At 66.2% G+C, this 16743-nt stretch carries 18 protein-coding genes and 1 riboswitch; of the genes, 8 read left to right on the top strand and 10 right to left on the bottom strand.

Translation table 11 applies throughout. From position 1 onward, the window contains the following. Positions 1–35 precede the first annotated feature (35 nt). Positions 36–2306: a helicase-associated domain-containing protein gene (locus tag CH292_RS26975; protein WP_094656236.1), complete on the bottom strand. Its 2271-nt coding sequence runs from the start codon at positions 2304–2306 to the stop codon at positions 36–38. A 61-nt stretch (positions 2307–2367) separates the two neighbouring features. Here CH292_RS26975 and CH292_RS26970 point away from each other — a divergent pair, with 61 nt between their 5' ends. Beyond that, positions 2368–2556 carry a hypothetical protein gene (locus CH292_RS26970; protein ID WP_019667308.1) on the top strand — a complete coding sequence of 63 codons (189 nt, stop codon included), beginning with the start codon at positions 2368–2370 and terminating at the stop codon, positions 2554–2556. Between the two features lie 76 nt (positions 2557–2632). On the opposite strand, the gene CH292_RS26965 is transcribed toward CH292_RS26970, so the two are convergent. From CH292_RS26965 to CH292_RS26950, 3 genes are all read right to left on the bottom strand, one after another. Further along, the gene (locus CH292_RS26965; RefSeq protein WP_019667307.1) at positions 2633–3247 is read right to left on the bottom strand and encodes a transglycosylase family protein; all 615 of its coding nucleotides are present in this window, start codon (positions 3245–3247) and stop codon (positions 2633–2635) included. Positions 3248–3257: 10 nt separating this feature from the next. Next, positions 3258–3495, bottom strand: a riboswitch (cyclic di-AMP (ydaO/yuaA leader). A gap of 246 nt (positions 3496–3741) precedes the next feature. Continuing rightward, on the bottom strand, positions 3742–4113 hold the full coding sequence (locus CH292_RS26955) for a YccF domain-containing protein (protein WP_037145213.1): 372 nt from the start codon (positions 4111–4113) through the stop codon (positions 3742–3744). A gap of 15 nt (positions 4114–4128) precedes the next feature. Beyond that, positions 4129–4347 carry a hypothetical protein gene (locus CH292_RS26950; RefSeq protein ID WP_094656235.1) on the bottom strand — a complete coding sequence of 73 codons (219 nt, stop codon included), beginning with the start codon at positions 4345–4347 and terminating at the stop codon, positions 4129–4131. Between the two features lie 169 nt (positions 4348–4516). Here CH292_RS26950 and CH292_RS26945 point away from each other — a divergent pair, with 169 nt between their 5' ends. Beyond that, entirely contained in the window at positions 4517–4930 is a 414-nt protein-coding gene (locus CH292_RS26945; protein WP_019667303.1) for a cold-shock protein, read from the top strand. Here CH292_RS26945 and CH292_RS26940 read toward each other — a convergent pair whose 3' ends face one another. The 3 genes from CH292_RS26940 to CH292_RS26930 are packed head-to-tail and all read right to left on the bottom strand — an operon-like array spanning position 4931 to position 7957. Continuing rightward, the gene (locus CH292_RS26940) at positions 4931–5452 is read right to left on the bottom strand and encodes a DUF2771 family protein (RefSeq protein ID WP_094656234.1); all 522 of its coding nucleotides are present in this window, start codon (positions 5450–5452) and stop codon (positions 4931–4933) included. Further along, positions 5449–7083 (bottom strand): MFS transporter, encoded by a 1635-nt coding sequence (locus CH292_RS26935; RefSeq protein ID WP_179278115.1) that lies wholly within the window; start codon positions 7081–7083, stop codon positions 5449–5451. The genes CH292_RS26940 and CH292_RS26935 overlap by 4 nt, the downstream gene beginning before the upstream one ends. 43 nt (positions 7084–7126) lie before the next feature. After that, positions 7127–7957, bottom strand: a complete 831-nt coding sequence (locus tag CH292_RS26930; protein WP_306437491.1) for a glutaminyl-peptide cyclotransferase — start codon at positions 7955–7957, stop codon at positions 7127–7129. A 37-nt stretch (positions 7958–7994) separates the two neighbouring features. On the opposite strand from CH292_RS26930, the gene CH292_RS26925 reads away from it, so the two are divergent. The 3 genes from CH292_RS26925 to CH292_RS26915 are packed head-to-tail and all read left to right on the top strand — an operon-like array spanning position 7995 to position 12143. After that, complete coding sequence (locus tag CH292_RS26925; protein WP_373454703.1) at positions 7995–8894, top strand: DUF3027 domain-containing protein; 900 nt, start codon at positions 7995–7997, stop codon at positions 8892–8894. Then, the gene (locus tag CH292_RS26920; RefSeq protein WP_094656231.1) at positions 8891–11605 is read left to right on the top strand and encodes a sacsin N-terminal ATP-binding-like domain-containing protein; all 2715 of its coding nucleotides are present in this window, start codon (positions 8891–8893) and stop codon (positions 11603–11605) included. The genes CH292_RS26925 and CH292_RS26920 overlap by 4 nt, the downstream gene beginning before the upstream one ends. Further along, entirely contained in the window at positions 11595–12143 is a 549-nt protein-coding gene (locus CH292_RS26915) for a phosphatase PAP2 family protein (RefSeq protein ID WP_019667297.1), read from the top strand. The genes CH292_RS26920 and CH292_RS26915 overlap by 11 nt, the downstream gene beginning before the upstream one ends. Here the strand turns inward: CH292_RS26915 and CH292_RS29130 are convergent. After that, positions 12109–12255 (bottom strand): hypothetical protein, encoded by a 147-nt coding sequence (locus tag CH292_RS29130; protein ID WP_167336921.1) that lies wholly within the window; start codon positions 12253–12255, stop codon positions 12109–12111. The two genes, CH292_RS26915 and CH292_RS29130, sit on opposite strands and share 35 nt — an antisense overlap. Before the next feature lie 174 nt (positions 12256–12429). Next, on the bottom strand, positions 12430–12678 hold the full coding sequence (locus CH292_RS26910) for a DUF2530 domain-containing protein (protein WP_019667296.1): 249 nt from the start codon (positions 12676–12678) through the stop codon (positions 12430–12432). An 18-nt stretch (positions 12679–12696) separates the two neighbouring features. Between CH292_RS26910 and CH292_RS26905 the strand changes: the two genes are divergently transcribed. From CH292_RS26905 to CH292_RS26895, 3 genes are all read left to right on the top strand, one after another. Continuing rightward, positions 12697–14151: an NCS2 family permease gene (locus tag CH292_RS26905; RefSeq protein ID WP_019667295.1), complete on the top strand. Its 1455-nt coding sequence runs from the start codon at positions 12697–12699 to the stop codon at positions 14149–14151. A 52-nt stretch (positions 14152–14203) separates the two neighbouring features. Beyond that, on the top strand, positions 14204–14632 hold the full coding sequence (locus tag CH292_RS26900; RefSeq protein WP_019667294.1) for a MarR family winged helix-turn-helix transcriptional regulator: 429 nt from the start codon (positions 14204–14206) through the stop codon (positions 14630–14632). A 143-nt stretch (positions 14633–14775) separates the two neighbouring features. Next, a complete protein-coding gene (locus tag CH292_RS26895; protein ID WP_179278119.1) occupies positions 14776–16059 on the top strand; it encodes an MFS transporter in 1284 nt (427 codons plus the stop codon). On the opposite strand, the gene CH292_RS26890 is transcribed toward CH292_RS26895, so the two are convergent. Next, positions 16027–16632, bottom strand: coding sequence for a response regulator transcription factor (locus tag CH292_RS26890; protein ID WP_019667292.1), 606 nt, complete (start codon positions 16630–16632; stop codon positions 16027–16029). The genes CH292_RS26895 and CH292_RS26890 overlap by 33 nt on opposite strands. Positions 16633–16743: the final 111 nt, after the last annotated feature.

Below are 16743 nucleotides of genomic sequence, written 5' to 3'. Positions count from 1 at the left end.
CCGCGCATGTGAGCGGAACTGCATTGCCGCTCACGTCAGTCGACGAGAGCCACCGAGGTGATGCGATGCAGGGTGAAGCGACGTACTTCACCGGTCGCGGGATCGAATGCCTCGAGCAGACCACCGCCCATCGCGACCGGATCGACGACGCGTCTCGACGCGGTGCCCTGGGCGTCGACGTAGCCGATCGTGACGCTTCGCCGCACCTGCAGTGCGGTCTGGAGCAGGGCGAGCGTCGCGGTTCCGGTTGCGCGGGTGCCGTCGGAACGCACGGTGTGACCGCTCGCCCGGGAGGCGCGTTCGCCCGCTCGCAGTTCGGTGACGAGCCGGGCGAGTTGCTCGTCGGTGGGTACGGCCGGGCTGCGGAACTGGGCTCGGGTTCTGCGGACCGGGACCCGCGCACCGCGGCTGCGGAGGTCGACGATGGCGCCGTTGGAATCCTCGCCTGCGGGTGCAAGCCCCGCCGCGGTGAGGACGTTCATGACTTCGGCCAGGGGCGCTTGCGAGATGGCGACCGTCGGAGCGAGCGCGCGGAGCGCCAGTTGTTCGCTCGCCGGGGAGGCCAGAACCTCGGCGAGCAGAGCCGGATCCTCGCACCGGACGAACGACGAGGCCACACCGGCCCGGAGTCGTCCGTGGCGCCGGGCGACGTCGTCGATCAGGTAGCTCAGTCCCTGCGGAACCGGGGTACGGGAGTGTGTGGTGAACAGACTGTGCAACTCGGCCGCGCTCATGCCCACGTCGAGAGCTCGGCGCAGACTGTCCTCGGTGATCCGGTACATCGTCGCCGCGCCTGCCGACTCGACGTCGGCCACGAGCTCGATCCGGTCGTTCAGATCAGGTTCGAGAGGTCCCGGTGCCACCAGGGTGAGGTCGGCCTGGAGGAGGATGTAGTCGATCGGTTTCGGAAGAACGGACCGCATGGCGGCTTCGGCGTCGCCGCCGTGCAACAACGCTTTGCCCGGTGACGACAGCGCACCGCGGGCGACGATGCCGAGGGTCGTGGCTTCGTCGATCATCTTCTGCGTCGGGCGCATCGCGAACCTGGCCGCTGCCCGTGGACGTCGCCAGCCGAGTCCGCGCGAGACGTCGGCGGGCGTCACCGAGTTTCCGGCGCCCAGATCGGCCAGGTACTCGAGGACCGTACGACGGTCGCGCGGGGCCGCAGGCGAGCGAACTTCCTCGGACAGCGCGGCGACGGGTTTGTCGTTGGAATCGCGCATACCGATGAGCCAGGGGGCACGCTGCAGATCGAGCCACGCCGACGCCAGGGCGTGCCAGCGCGCGGCAGGCGTTGCCGTCGTCCAGGCGTCGACGGCGGAGGTGGGCGCCCAGTAGTCGTCGCCGGAGTCGTTCGACGGAAGGGGATCGGGGGTGCCGCTGGAGATCAAGCCCGCGGCCGCGAGGAGTTCGACGAGCAGTCCCACCTGGTTCTCGTCGAGACCCGTCGCTTTGGTGATGCGTTTGAGTTCTCGGATGCCGAGACCGCCGGCCTTCAGCGCCGGGGCGGGTGCGACCGCCAAGGACTCGATGATCGCCGCGCAGTGCCTGATCAGCTCGAGCGATTCGCCCGCCGCCGCGGCGTCGACGTCGGCTGCCGTGTACTTGGTCGTCGCCGGCTTGGGTGGAGTCAGCGAGGTGGGATCGGAGATCGGCTCGCCCCGCAGCGCCTGACCCACCTGATGCGGAAGCTCGACCGTCTGCTCGTCCAGCCACGTCAGCAGCCCGGCGCGCAGCAGCTTCTGGACCGGACGGTCCGGCGACGTGCCCGGCGCGGCATCGCGGGTCCGACCGACGGGAGAAGACCTCGCGAGAGTGTCGAGCAGGCCACGTTCGCTCGATTCGATACCGGCGAGCGCTTCGGTGACGCGCTCGGGCGTGAGTGAGTCGTCTGCGTCCAGGATGCGGCCGATTCGCCACGGCACGGCGTCCGGTGCCGCGGGAGCCATCCGAAGGGTTCGAGTGCCCCAGACCAGAGCGCGTTCCCGCAGCGCCGTCAGCGCACGATCGACGGCTTTGGCGGTGGCGCGCTTGTCGATCACGTCGTCGAGACGCGCACGAGTCACCGGCAGATCACCCGCACCCTCGATCGAGAGAAGCTCGAGAATCGTCAGCGCGAGGGTGTCGAGTGAGTCGGCACTACGGAGAATCGACGCGCGCTGCTCGGCGCGGCCGGCGAGAACACCGATGGTCGACGGCGGTGGCACCGTCAGGTCCGGACGCAGCGTGAGAAAGCCGACGAGTTCGGAATCGGAGCGGGACTCCAGCCACGTGGCGAGGTCCGGTGGCGCTGCTTTATCGGTCATCACGTATCAGATTAGTGACCTGGGCTGGTGTATGCCGCAGCGCAGGTGTCAAAATGGGCGCATGGTGAACAAGTCGAAGAAGCCCTATGTCGATCCAGGCTGGCCGGACACCGCACGCGGTGACCATGCGGTGACGGAATTGTCGTCCACGCGCTCGGGAGGCTTGTCGCCGTACGGCGAGGAGACCGAGTTCCCGCTGCCCGTGGAGGAACTGCCCTACGCGCACCCTGTGACCGTCGTCAACCGCTGACACAGCCGATACGAACAGACGAGAAAGGCCCTCGAGACCACGGTCTCGGGGGCCTTTCTCGTACCGGCGGTGTGCCTTACTGAGGCAGGAACGCCTTGTTGGCCTGGTAGAACTCGACCAGCTGCGGGTCGAGCTGAATGCCCTGCGTCGCGTCCTTGATGATCGAGGCGATCTGCGGGTCGTTGGTGAAGGTCTGCACGGCGCTCGTGATGCCGTCGATGACCTCGGCAGAGCCGTCGACCGTCGGGATGGACGTCAGGTCGGGGAGCTTGGGTGCTTCGGGAGCGGACTTCGGCGAGGCAGGCACGCTGCGCTCGGACGGTGCGCTGCTGAGGCCGAGGCTCGAGGAGCAAGAGGGCCATGCGCCCCAGCCCTGCGATGCGAGAACCTTCTCGGCGACTGCGATCTGCTCTTCGCGGCTGGCCTGGTTCGCGGTGGCTGCGTACTGCTGGCCGCCGTGCGAGTTCCAGGTGCTCGGGGAGAACTGCAGACCACCCTGGAAACCGTTGCCGGTGTTGATGCCCCAGTTGCCGCCTGCTTCGCACTGAGCGAGACGGTCCCAATCGGAGTCAGGAGCTGCGTTGGCGGTACCGGTGAAGGCGATGCCTGCGGTGCCCATGATGGCGCCGGTGACGGCGACCTTGGCGACGGTGCGGCCGGTGGTGGTCGGCTTGCGATGACGTCCGCTCATACTTTTCTTCGAATCCTCTCCACAGGCGCCTGCGAGGTCAGCTGTCGGGTTCGGGCTGAGAGGTAGCCCGGCCCGGCGTGTCCAGCAGTGAGATCACTGCAGGATCGACGGGCTTCACCCCAAGGAATGTTCCGCGTGAGCGGAGCGTTCCGGTTATCCGAGAGGACGTGTGGGTCCCCCGTCCTCGTCCCCTGGGTGTTCTTGGTGGGGGTCCGTTTCCGCGGGACGAGGTTTGGCGCTGCGGGAACGGATTCGGCCGAAGTTTCTCAGCCGCCACTGACCGTACTGAAGTTCCCGTGGAGTGTCACCATTTGGTAACTGTTGCTTTTTCGAGCCGCTACGCGGCGTGCTCGTGTCCGATTTTCGGTAACGAACGAATCTGCAGCTAGAGGCGTCGGCACCGCGACGACGTCCGTCCGTTGCCCTTCCGTTACCACCCTGTTATGTGATGGAAGTCACACCCATCCGGATTGGGGCGGAAGGGGCAGAAGTGGTCACGCGTCGACGATGTCCTTGCCGAGCGGCATCAGGGAGATCGGAATCATCTTCAGGTTCGCGATCGCAAGCGGGATTCCGATGATGGTGATGGCCATCGCGAAGGCAGTCGCGATGTGCCCGATGGCGAGCCAGACACCGGCGACGATCAACCAGATCACGTTGCCGATCACCGATGCGACCCCCGACGTCGGACGTTCGACGACCGTCTTTCCGAACGGCCACAGTGCGTAGACGCCGATTCGGAAGGACGCGATTCCGAACGGAATCGTGACGATGAGGATGCAGCAGATGATTCCCGCTGCGAAATATCCGAGGGCGAGCCACAGCCCGCCGAAGATCAGCCAGATGATGTTCAGTATCGGACGCATGGTCGGTACTCCCGTCTATCGTGCTCGTCGGCCGGAAAACAGTGCGAACACCAGCGCCAGCACGAAGCCGAGCGGTGCGGCGATCATCGCGGTCAGGTACAGCCACAGCGGCGGCTCGTTTCCGCCCACCGCCGGAACCAGAAAGATCGCCGCGATGGCAATAAATCCGGCAACGAAAAGTACGAGTGCTACGCGCAGCAGAGCCGAGCTGCCTCGGGGTCGTCGATCGGTCACATCTCCAGACGGTAGTCGCTCGCCGGACGTCGGCTCACCCGACGGAGAAACCCAGGTGCTTGCACCGGCCCACTCGCGGTAGACTGTCGTATTCGCGTCTCGCCGATCGTGCGGGGCGCGAAATTTTGTGCCAGCAACAACAATCGAGACAAATGGACGGGTGAGCGCAGTGCCTACCGGCAAGGTGAAGTGGTACGACGTCGACAAGGGATTCGGCTTTCTCTCTCAGGAGGAAGGTGAGGACGTCTACGTTCGCTCGTCTGCGCTCCCTGCAGGTGTCGACGGCCTCAAGGCCGGTCAGCGCGTGGAATTCGGCATGGCCGCAGGCCGCCGCGGACCCCAGGCGCTCAGTCTCAAGGTCCTCGAACCGGCTCCGACCGTGCGTCAGAACACTCAGGGTCGGCGTGAGCATGTCGAGCGCAAGCACACCCCGGACCAGCTGCACGGCATGGTCGAGGACATGATCACGTTGCTCGAGGCCACCATTCAGCCGGAGCTGCGCAAGGGCAAGTACCCGGACCGCAAGACCGCTCAGAAGATCTCCGAGGTCGTCCGCGCCGTCGCGCGTGAGCTCGACAGCTGATCAGTCGGTCTTGGTCGCGATCGACCAGATCGCGTGGCTGATGATCTCCTCCTGCTGAGTGTCGGAGTCGATGACGCCCGACGGCAGTCGGATTTCGACGCCCAGTAGCTCCCTGCCCTCGTCGTCGAGGGGCTGGACCGTCATGCCCAGCTTCTCGTCGGGCAGGTAGAGGGTGTCCGACTCGACGGCGCCGTCGCCGTCCGCGTAGACCGCGGCGAGGATCCAGGGCGCCGACGTGATCTCACCGGGCAACGACAGCTGCAACGGGTGGCCCTCGCTCACCGGAACGGTGGCGCTGGTGCCGTCGGTGTCGCACAGCGGCTCGTTCACGGGGCAGTAGAGGTACGGCTCGACGACGACGGTTCTACCGTCGGCGAATGCGGTGACGGTCGGCCGATGCGACGGTGCATCCTTGACGAGCAACGCGAGAACCGCGACGAACGCAACTGCGACGACTACGAGGCCGACGGTGCCGATGGCCAGTATCTTCTTGGTCTTCGGTGCGAAATTCACTGTGCTCACGTTCTGTTCGTGCTGGTCGCGGCGGACGGATGTCCGACGGCGTCGGGGATTTCCTGGTCGGCGTGATCGGGTCGGTTGCCCCCGAATCCGGGGAGCAGCGACTTCCCACGGTAGGTGAGGAAGGTTTGGACCAGACCGATCGTAAGCACCACCGACACGACGGTGAAACCGAGCCAGAACTCGGTGGGCAGCAGTACGCCCATGGTTCCGCCCATCACCCAGCAGAGCTGGAGCACGGTCTCGGATCGGCCGAATCCGGAGGCAATGGATTTCGGTGGCAGGTCCGACTGCAGTGATGCATCCAGCGAGACCTTGGCCAGTGCGCTCGCCGCGGATGCGATCAGCGCTGCGAGCGCGGCGGTCAGCAGACTGCCGGTGATCGCTGCGACGATCGCGCCGACGGTGACCGCGGTGGTGCACCGGAGGACGACGATGGCGGGCCTGCCCAGCTTGATCCGAGCGCCTGCCGCGTTGCCGGCGAAGTTGCCGATCGCGGCAGCGGCGCCGACGAGCCCCAGCATCGCAGCCTGCTTGATCGGCTCGTGTTCGGTCTGAGCTTTCGCGACGAAGGCCACGTAGAGCGTCAGAAACCCGGTCAGGATTCGGATGGTTCCGTTACCCCAGAGCCCGATGATCACAGCTTTGCCCAGCGGCTGGCGTCGCGCCTTCGCGGGCGTCGCCGACGGTGTTTCCCCGGCTCGGCCGCGACGGATCACTTCCGTCTGGGCGTCGTCGCCGTGGTAGCTCAGGGTTGCGGGGACTTCGCCTTCGGTGACCTCCACCCACGAGGGGATGCGCATGCTCAGGTATGCACCGAACACCGTGACGGCGGCGACGAACCAGAGCGCACCAGGGGAGCCTGCGACGAACGCGATTCCGGCGGCGATTCCACCCGCGACGATGGTGCCGCCGATGAGGCCGAACACCGTGAGCCGTGAGTTGACCCTCACGAGGTCTATCTCGGGTGGAAGTACGCGGGGCGTCACCGCGGATTTGAGTACCGCGAAGGATTTGCTGAGCACCAACATTCCCAGTGCGGCCGGATACAGGACCCAGCTGTCGAAGTTGAACACCAGCACCACCGCCAGCACCGTCCGCAGACCGAACGAGGTGGCGAGCGCGATGCGACGGCCGTGCTGCAACCTGTCCAGCATCGGTCCGATCAGCGGCGCGATGACGGCGAACGGTGCGATCGTGATGACGAGGTAGAGCGCGACCTTCAGCTTGTCCTCGCCGGTTGCGGCAGAGAAGAACAACGTGTTGGCCAGGGCGACGGCGATGGCAGCGTCGGACGCGAAGTTGGCCATGGTCGCGTAGGTCAGTGCCGTCAGGCCGGACTTGTCGGCGCCGTCGGCTTTTGCTGCGCGCTGGAACGTCGCGATGCCCTTGCCCGTCAGTTCTCGGCTGCGCATCGCGGCGACCCGGGTGACCGTCAGCTTCCGGGGAATCGGGGGAGCTTTCGGCCCTTGCGGTTTCCGGTCCTGCGGCCGATCGGCCTGAGGCTGGGGATTCGGTGGGTGCAGAGGAGGCAGCGGGGTACGCCGGCTCGCGGCGCGGGGGGCCGGCCGGTAATTGTCGAACCCTGGGTGGTCCTCACCCGCGGGGGCGTCGGAATCACGGGGATCGGTCACGGATCAATTCTGCACTGAAAGTCGGATGGGCGAGTACACCGACTCACGTGAACTCCACCTCGTACATCGTCGGCCACAATTTTCCGGTCACGAGGAACCGGTCGGTGCCCGGTATCTGTGCGATGCCGTTGAGGACGTCGGCTCCGGCCCGTTCCTCGTCGGTCATGGCGTCCCACAGCGGCCGAGCGTCGATCATCGCCGTGACGGCGCCGGTCTGCGGATCGATCCGCGCGATGTCGAACGTCTTCCACACGTTCGCGTACACGGATCCGTCCTCGGCGCACTCGAGCTCGTTGAGGTTCGACAGTGGGTTCCCGTCCCGGGTGACCGATACCTCGCCGGTGGCGTCGAACGTCGCCGGATCGCGGAACGTCAGCGTCGACGAACCGTCACTCATGATCAGCCGCGACGAACCGTCCGTCGGCGCTTCGCACAGTCCCCACCCTTCACCGTCGTAGTCGACGCGGGCGCGTTCGGCCAGTGTCTGCGGGTCGCGGGCGAACGCGACACCGTCCTGCCAGGTGATCTGCCAGGCCGTGCTGTCGGTAACGGTGATGCCTTCACCGAAGTAGGAGGAGGACAGGTCGACCTGCCGAAGGATGTCGCCTGTGTCGAGGTCGCTCACGCGGACGTAGGACGTTCCGTTGCGGCCCGTGCTCTCGTACAGCACTCCGTCGGAGATCTCGAGCCCCTGGGTGAACGACGTCCGGTCGTGGGGCAATGTGCGAACAACGGTGACGGACAGCGCGTCGGCCGATATCGCCGACGATTCCGGTTCCGTCTCAGTGCATCCGGTCACCAGTCCCGCCGCGGTGAGCAGACCCATCGCGGCAGCCGCTGTGGTCTTCACCCTGGAACGAAACGGCGCAGGCATCGCCCCATCATGGCAGCCCGAACTGGGCGCATCCGAAGTGATGCGGCAAAATGAATGTGTGAGTTTCACATCGTCTCCTGAGCTCGACCAGATTCGTCCCGTTCTCGCCGACGCCGCGGAGTTGGCTCGTGCGGCGCTGATCGATTCGGCCGAAGGCGGCGTCGGAGAATATCTCGGCGTCACCGCCGAGGATCGCTCGGCGGCCACCCACCGCTTCCGTGCCGAATTGCAGGGCTACCGCGGATGGCAGTGGGCGGTGGTCGTCGCCGCGCCCGAGGACGCCGACGTCGCGACCATCAGTGAAATCGTGTTGCTCCCGGGCCCCGATGCTCTCGTTGCGCCCGCGTGGTTGCCGTGGGACGAGCGGATCCGTCCGGGCGACCTCGGACCGGGTGATCTACTCCCGCCCCGGCACCAGGATCCGCGTCTGGTTCCCGGGTACGTGGTGACCGGTGACCCCGCTGTCGACGACGTCGCTCTCGAACTGGGTCTGGGTCGCACCCAGGTTCCGAGCCGGGAGGAGAGGCTCGACGCAGCCGAACGGTGGCACGACGGTGACTTCGGCCCGGGCAGCGAGATGGCGAAGGCCGCTCCGTCGACCTGCGGGCTCTGCGGATTCTTCCTGCCGATCGCGGGGTCGTTGTCGGCTGCCTTCGGAGTGTGCGGCAACGAGTACTCCGCCGACGGGCGAGTGGTGCACGTCGAGTACGGCTGTGGTGCGCACTCCGACACCGAGCTGCCGACCGGCGCCGGGTCCCCGCAGTTCGACCCGTACGACGACGCGGCGCTCGAGGTCGTCGCCACACCACCCGCACCGGAGGCCGCCGAGCCTGAGGCCGCCACGCCTGAGGCCGCCACGACTGAGGTCGCCGCGCCCGAGGCCGAGTCGGAGGCTATCGCCGACGCCGCCGAGCAGGACGATCGATCGACCGATTGAGCGATCCATTCGACACCGAATCGCTGCGTGCGGCGGTTCTGTCCGCGTGGACGTCGTCGCCGACGCGATTGCGGGAGGACTCTGCCACCGAGAGTGATCTGGTGCGCGGTGGTTATCGCGAACGGCTGCTGACCGAGCTGGCGCAGAACGCCGCCGACGCTGCCGCACGCGGCGGGGTGCCCGGTTCGCTCCGCGCGTGGTCGGATGGGGAGTTCCTGCACGTTGCGAACACCGGCGCTCCGCTCGATCGAAGTGGGGTGCACGCTCTGACGGCGTTGCGGGTGTCCGCGAAAACCGAGGGTGTCGGCCGGTTCGGTGTCGGTTTCACCGCGGTACGCGCAGTCAGTGACGAGATCGAATTCCGTTCCGCTGCAGGCGGAGTGGTCTTCAGCGCCGATCGGACGATGCAGGCGCTGGCGGACGCCGGGGTGGTGGCGCCGGCGACCGGTGTTCCGGTTCTGCGACTGGCGTGGCCGAGTTCGGTCCCGCCCGCCGACGGGTTCGACTCCGAAATCGTGTTGCGGGTGCGAGACGCCGACGAGATCCTCGCTTCGATGCGCGAGGACGCGGCGTCGCTGTTGCTGGAACTGGAAGCTCTGACGGTCATCGACATCGCGGGCGACCGGCTCGAACGCGCCGTCACCGACGTCGGCGTCGGGGTGGAAGCCGTCGACGTGGACGGGCGCCGGTGGTGGCAGTATCGCACCGAGCGGGTGCGGTGGCTGATGCCGACCGTCGACGGCCGGCCGGTACCCGATTCCGCGAATGTTCTTCGCGCGCCCACGCGGTCGGACGAGGAGTTGTCGCTACCGGCGATACCGATCGCCGACGTGGCCATGCAACCCGATCGCCGACGGGTACTGCCCGGTGCCGATGTGGCCGGGCTCGCCGCCGGATACGGCCGGATGCTGGCGGCCCTGCCTCCCTCGGTGCGGCCTGTGTTCGTCCCGGTGCCCGGGTTCGCGCGCAGTGCCGTGGACGAGGTCCTGCGGGAGTCGATTCTGCGTGAGGCATCCTCCACTGCATGGCTTCTCGGAGTCGGAGGGGTGGATCTGGTTCCGTCCCGCGCCATGGTTCTGCCCGGGCTGACGGACGAGTTGGCGGAGGTGGTGGCCGAGACGTTCCCGGACCTGGTTGCGCCGTCGATGTCCGGTCCACGACACGCAGCGGCGTTGGCGGCGGTCGACGTTCGTCGCATCGGTTTGGCACGTCTCGCCGAGATGCTCACCGGTGTGGACCGCGAACCGGCATGGTGGGGTCGCTTGTACGACGGGCTCGCGGCTCTCGTCGTCGACGGCGTTGCATCGGAAGAGCTTGCTGCACTTCCTGTTCCACTCGCGGACGGCCGTACGGTGACGGGCCCGCGGACGACGGTGCTCGCCGACGGCGTCAGCGGTGCGATCGGGGTGCACTGGACTCGGTTGGTTCACCCCGATGCCGCTCGTCCACTGTTGACGAGGCTGGGCGCGGCACAGTTGTCCGCCGCGGAGATGCTGTCCGATCCTGCGCTGGAAGCTCTTCTGGACGAACTGGACTGGGACGACGGTGATGCCGTCGACGGGCTGACCGACGCCGTACTCACTCTTGCCGCGAACGCCGACGGTCTGCCCGGGTGGCTCGGATCGATTCCGCTGGCCAGTTCCACCGGCGAACTGCGTGCGGCGGACGAATTGTTGCTGCCCGACGCACCGTTGGCGGCCGTCTTGGCCGAGGACTCGCCGTTCGGCACGGTCGATCCCGCCGTCGTACGTTCACACGGACCGGAGGCGCTACGCGCGGTGGGTGTCGGCTGGGGATTCGGGGTCGTCACCGACGACCTGCCGACCGAGCCGGATCACGATCTCGACGACGAGGCCGAGTGGTGGGCGTCGCTGGCCGATGACCCGGAGACGCTCGTCGCGGTCCGCGACCTGGATCTCGTGGACTCCGATGCCTGGCCGGAAGCGCTGTCACAGCTGTTGGCGGATCCGAGAACGCGTGCCGCGCTGCAGGATCGGGACGGATACACCGCGTGGTGGTTGCGGCGTCACGCCGTCGTCGACGGCACGTCGGTCGGAACCTACCGTGCGCCGTCGGACACGACGTTCGACGGACTGCTCGACGTGTTCGAGCACCCGAGTGCGGACGATCTCGCAGCTGCGCTGGCGCCGACCCACTGCGACAGCGCCTGGTTCACCCGGCTGCTGATCGACCGTCTCGCCGATCCCTCGCGCACACCGACTCCTGCGGTGATCGCGACAACTCATACAGCGATCGCCGACGCAGTGGCGTCGGGGCGCGTCGAGGAGGACGACCTGGACCTGCCACCGCAGGTTCGATCCGTGTCGGGTGCACTCGTCGACCCGATCGATGCGATGGTGCTCGATCGACCGTGGCTCGCAGCCGTCCTCGACGCCGACGTCACCGTGCTGTCGACACTGGAGTCCGCGTCCGTGCTGGCTTCGGTGCTCGATGTGCGCCTCGCCTCGGACGCTGTCCAGGGTGATGTCCGAGGCGTGGGACGGGTGAGTTCCTTCGATCGTGAGCCATCGGCGGTGTTGGCCTGCGCGGCACTGGGACTCGACTTACCCGCGGGGCGGGTCGTCGTGCACCACGAATTGATCGTTCGACTTCGCGGAGCTGTGGCGGGGGACCGAACCCTCGCTTGGTGGGTGGCCGAGGACGGCACCACTCACATCGCCGACAACAGGGAGGCCGAGGGTGGACGCTGACGTCCTTCTGTGGATGGTCGAGCATCGCGTGGCCTGGGTGACGTCACTGTTCTGGGTGATCACGACACTCGGGAACACGGTGTGGATGTTCGTGTGGTCCATCGCGGGATGCTCGGCATTGCTGATGTCCGGCCGGCGGCCCGACGCGATCATGGTCGGCGGTGCCATGCTGACGGGTTGGGGCGCAATGAGTCTGGCCAAGCTGCTGTGGGGGCGTGCCAGGCCACCGGTTCCGGAGCGACTGGTCGAGATCTCGAGCTATTCGTTCCCGTCCGGCCACGCGATGATGTCCGCGATCCTCGCGACGGTGACGATCGCTGTCCTGGTGACGTCACGAACGCCGTGGCTGCACAGGCGCAGTCTGCTGGCGTTGCCCGTCGTCGGCACCCTGGCGATCGGGTTCTCCCGGATCTACCTGGGCGCCCATTGGACGACGGACGTGCTGGCGGGCTGGGTGTTCGGAGCCCTGTGGGGACTGCTGTGGATCGTCGTGGTCCGTGCGATCAGCGACCCGCGTAGTCGGACCGCTGCGCGATGACGAGGAGTTCGTCGCGCATCGAGGGGCTGCTGACTGCGTGTGCGCGTGCGTAGAGGGCGCGAAGCGAGCGGGTGTGGTTACGGCGGGTACGGAACTGCGAAACGAACTTCATGGCCTTGCTTTCGTGGATTACTCGGTTGCTTGAAACTGACATAACCAATACTCCACGTTAAATCTGTGTAACTCAACCGATTCAGAGGTGAGTTTCCGCACGTCGGAGCATGTGTGGCGTGACGACGATTACGTGCGGCGGCACGACGTGACGTGGGTTATGGACGGCGGCCGGTCAGTTCAAGCCGCGCTGCGCGGTCTTTTTGCCGCGCCTCGATGCTGCGCGTTGGACGAGAAACACCACGTAACCGGTTGCTCCGACGCCGATTCCGGCCCAGCAGACGGGCAGCGCCGACGACCACCGTTCGCCGACGAGCAGAACGACCACCGTTGCCGCGATCCACAGAGCGAGACCGGCCGCGAGCACCGGAGCCGGATCGGTCAGCCTGGGGCTGAGCTCGTTCGGTTCCGACTCGGGGTCCACGAAATGTAGGTTACCTCCATGGCCTTCCAGTCCCGGCTCCTGGACAACTACTTCAAGATCACCGAACGTGGATCCACCGTTGGATCCGAAGTGCGCGGCGGCGTCGTCACGTTCGTCGCGATGGCGTACATCGTCGTACTCAACCCGTTGATCCTCGGCAGCTTCTCCGCCGACGACGCCGCGGCCAAGACGGACGTGCTCGGCAACATCTTGCCGGTGTCGCAAGTCGCTGCCGTGACCGCGCTCGTCGCGGGATTCATGTCGATTCTGTTCGGCATCGTCGCCAACTACCCCTTCGGCATCGCAGCCGGACTCGGCATCAACACCCTGCTGGCGGTGACCATTGCGCCTCAGGTCACCTGGCCCGAGGCAATGGGTCTGGTGGTGATCGACGGGATCATCATCGTGCTGTTAGCCGTCACCGGATTCCGTACCGCCGTGTTCAACGCGATCCCGTCCGAGCTGAAAGCTGCGATCGCGGCCGGCATCGGAGCGTTCATCGCGTTCATCGGTCTGGTCGACTCCGGATTCGTCCGGCGAATTCCCGACGCCGCCGGTACGACGGTTCCCGTCGGGCTCGGCATCGACGGCTCCATCGCGTCGTGGCCGACGGCAGTGTTCGTCTTCGGACTTCTCCTCATGGGCATCCTCGTCGCACGCAAGGTGCGCGGTGGACTGCTCATCGGAATCGTCGTCACCACCGTCGTCGCGGCCATCGTCGAGGCCGTCACCGACGTGGGTCCGTCGCAGGGCGTCGACCCCAAGGGGTGGAACCTCAGCGTCCCGATTCTCCCGGATCAGCTCTTCCAGATCCCCGACCTGTCGTTGGTCGGAGATGTGAACCTGTTCGGTGCGTTCACCCGCATCGGTGTACTGGCTGCCAGCCTGCTGGTGTTCACCCTCGTGCTCGCGAACTTCTTCGACGCGATGGGAACGATGACCGGTCTGGGCAAGGAGGGGAATCTCGTCGACGAGAAGGGCACGCTCCCCGGCATCGGCAAGGCACTCGTCATCGAAGGCACCGGAGCCATCGCCGGCGGCGGGGCGTCGGCGTCGTCGAACACGGTGTTCGTCGAGTCCGCGTCGGGAATCGCGGAAGGAGCGCGTACCGGCCTGGCCAACGTCGTCACCGGCGTGCTGTTCCTCGCCGCGATGTTCCTGACGCCGTTGACCGCCATCGTCCCGATCGAAGCCGCGGCCCCCGCCCTGGTCGTGGTCGGTGCGTTGATGATCGGACAGGTCAGGGACATCGATTTCACGAAGTTCGAGATCGCTCTTCCCGCGTTCCTGACCATCCTCGTGATGCCGTTCACCTACTCCATCGCGAACGGTATCGGCGTCGGCTTCATCGCCTGGGTGATACTCGCGGTCGGTCGAGGCAAGGCCAAGTCGGTACATCCCCTGCTCTGGGTCGTCGCTCTACTGTTCGTGGCGTATTTCGTGGTCGGACCCATCACGGACGCGGTTACCTGAGCTCATCCTCGCTGCTAGGCGTAGTCTCCTCGCTGTGACGTCGGGAAATAACGTGAAGGACAACCGTGAACTGGCGAGCGACCTGTCGCTTGCCGTCGTGCGATTGACTCGTCATCTGAGGGGGAGACGAGTCGATTCGCAAGTGTCGTTGACTCAGCTGTCGGCCTTGGCCACGCTGAGCCGTGAGGGGGACATGACACCGGGGGCTCTCGCGGCTCGTGAACGCGTGCAGCCACCGTCGATGACCAGGGTCATCGCGTCACTGGCAGACCTGGGATTGGTGGTGCGCACCGCGCATCCGACCGACGGCCGTCAGGTGATCGTGTCGCTGTCGCCCGCCGGGCACACGCTCATCGCGGACGAGGCGAGTGCGCGGGAGGCGTGGATGACTGCGCAGCTGGCCGGGTTGAACGAGACCCAGCTCGCAACCCTGCGCGATGCCGTCGGGATCATCAGCGCGTTGGTGAGCGAGTCCGAATAGGCAGGGAGCGGAAGTGGAGCCTGCGGAACGACTCGTTAGGCCAGGAGTGGAGCCTGCGGAACCACTCGTTAGGCCAGGAGTGGAGCCTGCGGAACGACTCGTTAGATAGGTTTAATATCTATGGGGTGCCCACAGCCTCGCCGATGTTCGCTGCGCTTCGTACGCGCAATTACCGATTGTGGGCGTCGGGGCAGATCGTGTCGCTCGTCGGGACCTGGATGCAACGTGTTGCTCAGGATTGGTTGGTTCTGACGCTGTCCGGCGGTAACGGGTTTGCCGTCGGCATCGTCATGGCGTTGCAGTTCGGTCCGACGTTGCTGCTGTCGGTGTGGGGCGGTGTGCTGGCGGACCGCTACGACAAGCGCAAGCTTCTGATGATCACGCAGGTCTTCGCTGCGGTGTGTGGTCTGGTGCTCGGACTGTTGGACGTGGGCAACGTAGTCGAGTTGTGGCATGTCTATGTCATCGCCTTCGTGCTGGGGTGCTCGTCCGCCATCGACGCTCCGGTGCGTCAGTCCTTCACCATCGAGATGGTCGGCGAGGAGACTCTGTCCAACGCAATTGCGTTGAATTCCATGACGTTCAACATGGCCAGGATCATCGGGCCCGCGATTTCCGGTGTCCTGATCACGCTCGTGGGAACGGGCTGGGTCTTTCTGATCAACGCAGCGTCGTTCGCCGCCGTCTTCGGTGCGTTGATCGCGATGCGCGCCAAGGACTTGTTCGCCGTGGAACGTGCCCCACGAGCGAAAGGGCAAGTACGAGCCGGTTTTTCCTACGTATGGGGACGGCCCGATCTGCGAGTGTTGCTCGCGACGGTGTTCGTGGTGTCCACGTTCGGCTTGAACTTTCCGCTGAGTCTTGCGGTGTTGGCTCGGAACTCGTTCGGCAGCGGTGCCGATGCATACGGTCTGCTGTCGACGACGCTGGCGGTGGGCACATTGCTGGGAGCGACGTTGGCCGCGCGACGATCGACGACGCCTCGGCTCCGGTTGTTCCTCGGGGCGGTCATCGCGTTCGGTGTGTTCGAACTTCTCGTCGGCCTGATGCCCAACTACCTGCTCGTTGCGCTGCTGCTGATTCCGACGGGTGCACTGAACCTGACGTTCTCGACGTCGGCGATGAACATACTGCAGATGTCCGTGCCGTCTGACATGCGCGGACGAGTCATGGGTATCTACATGCTCTGTTTCCTCGGCGGTACACCGATCGGAAGTCCGGTCCTCGGGTGGTTGGCGGACGTACTGGACCCCCGCGCCCCTCTCGTCGTCGGCGGCGTCGTCTCGCTCCTGACCGGCGTCATCGCGGCCGTGTACCTGCTGAAGCACAACGGTTTACGGATCGGGGTCAGCCGGGCCGCGCCCGGTCGTCGGCTGCCGTCCCTGGAAGTGACGTCAAATCCAGCCGTGGCGTCGCGCAACGGCTGACGCCTCGTGCCGGTTGGCTGCTCCCAGTTTCGCAGCGGCCGAGGACAGGTAATTGCGTGTGGTTCCCTGGGACAGGTGAGCGCGTGAGGCGATTTCGGCGATGGTCGCGCCGTCCGCCGCGAACTCGAGCACGTCCGCTTCACGCGGGGTCAGTGGGGAATCTCCCGCGCCGATTGCTTCCGCGGCGAGCGATGGATCGACGTATCGGCCGCCGCCGTGCACGGTCCGGACAACTTCGGCGAGCGTCGCGGCCGATGTCGTCTTCGGTAGGAACCCGCGAACTCCGGCTTCCAATGCTTTCTTGAGATATCCCGGCCTGCCGTGGCTGGTCACGATGATGGCGGCACAGGTGGGGACGGCGTCGGCAATGAGACCCGCGGCCTCGATACCGTCGATTCCGCCCATCTGCAGGTCGAGAACAGCGATGTCGGGTGAGTGTTGCTGCGCCGCGGTGACGGCTGCTTCCCCGGAATCGGATTGCGCCACGATGTCGATGTCGTCCTCGAGCGACAGCATCGTCGCGAGGGCGGAACGGATCAGGTTCTCGTCGTCGGCCAGGAGTACGCGAATCATGAACCAACCTTAGGAGTGGAGCCTGCGGAATGACCGGGGCGAGCGGGAGTGGAGCCTGCGGAATGACCGGGGCGAGCGGGAGTGGAGCCTGCGGAATGACCGGGTTGTGCA

Origin of the sequence: Rhodococcus sp. 14-2470-1a, from assembly GCF_002259425.1 — a bacterium.
In the GTDB taxonomy this organism is placed as follows: Bacteria; Actinomycetota; Actinomycetes; order Mycobacteriales; family Mycobacteriaceae; genus Rhodococcoides; species Rhodococcoides fascians_E.
This window is presented reverse-complemented; position numbering and strand designations above follow the sequence as displayed.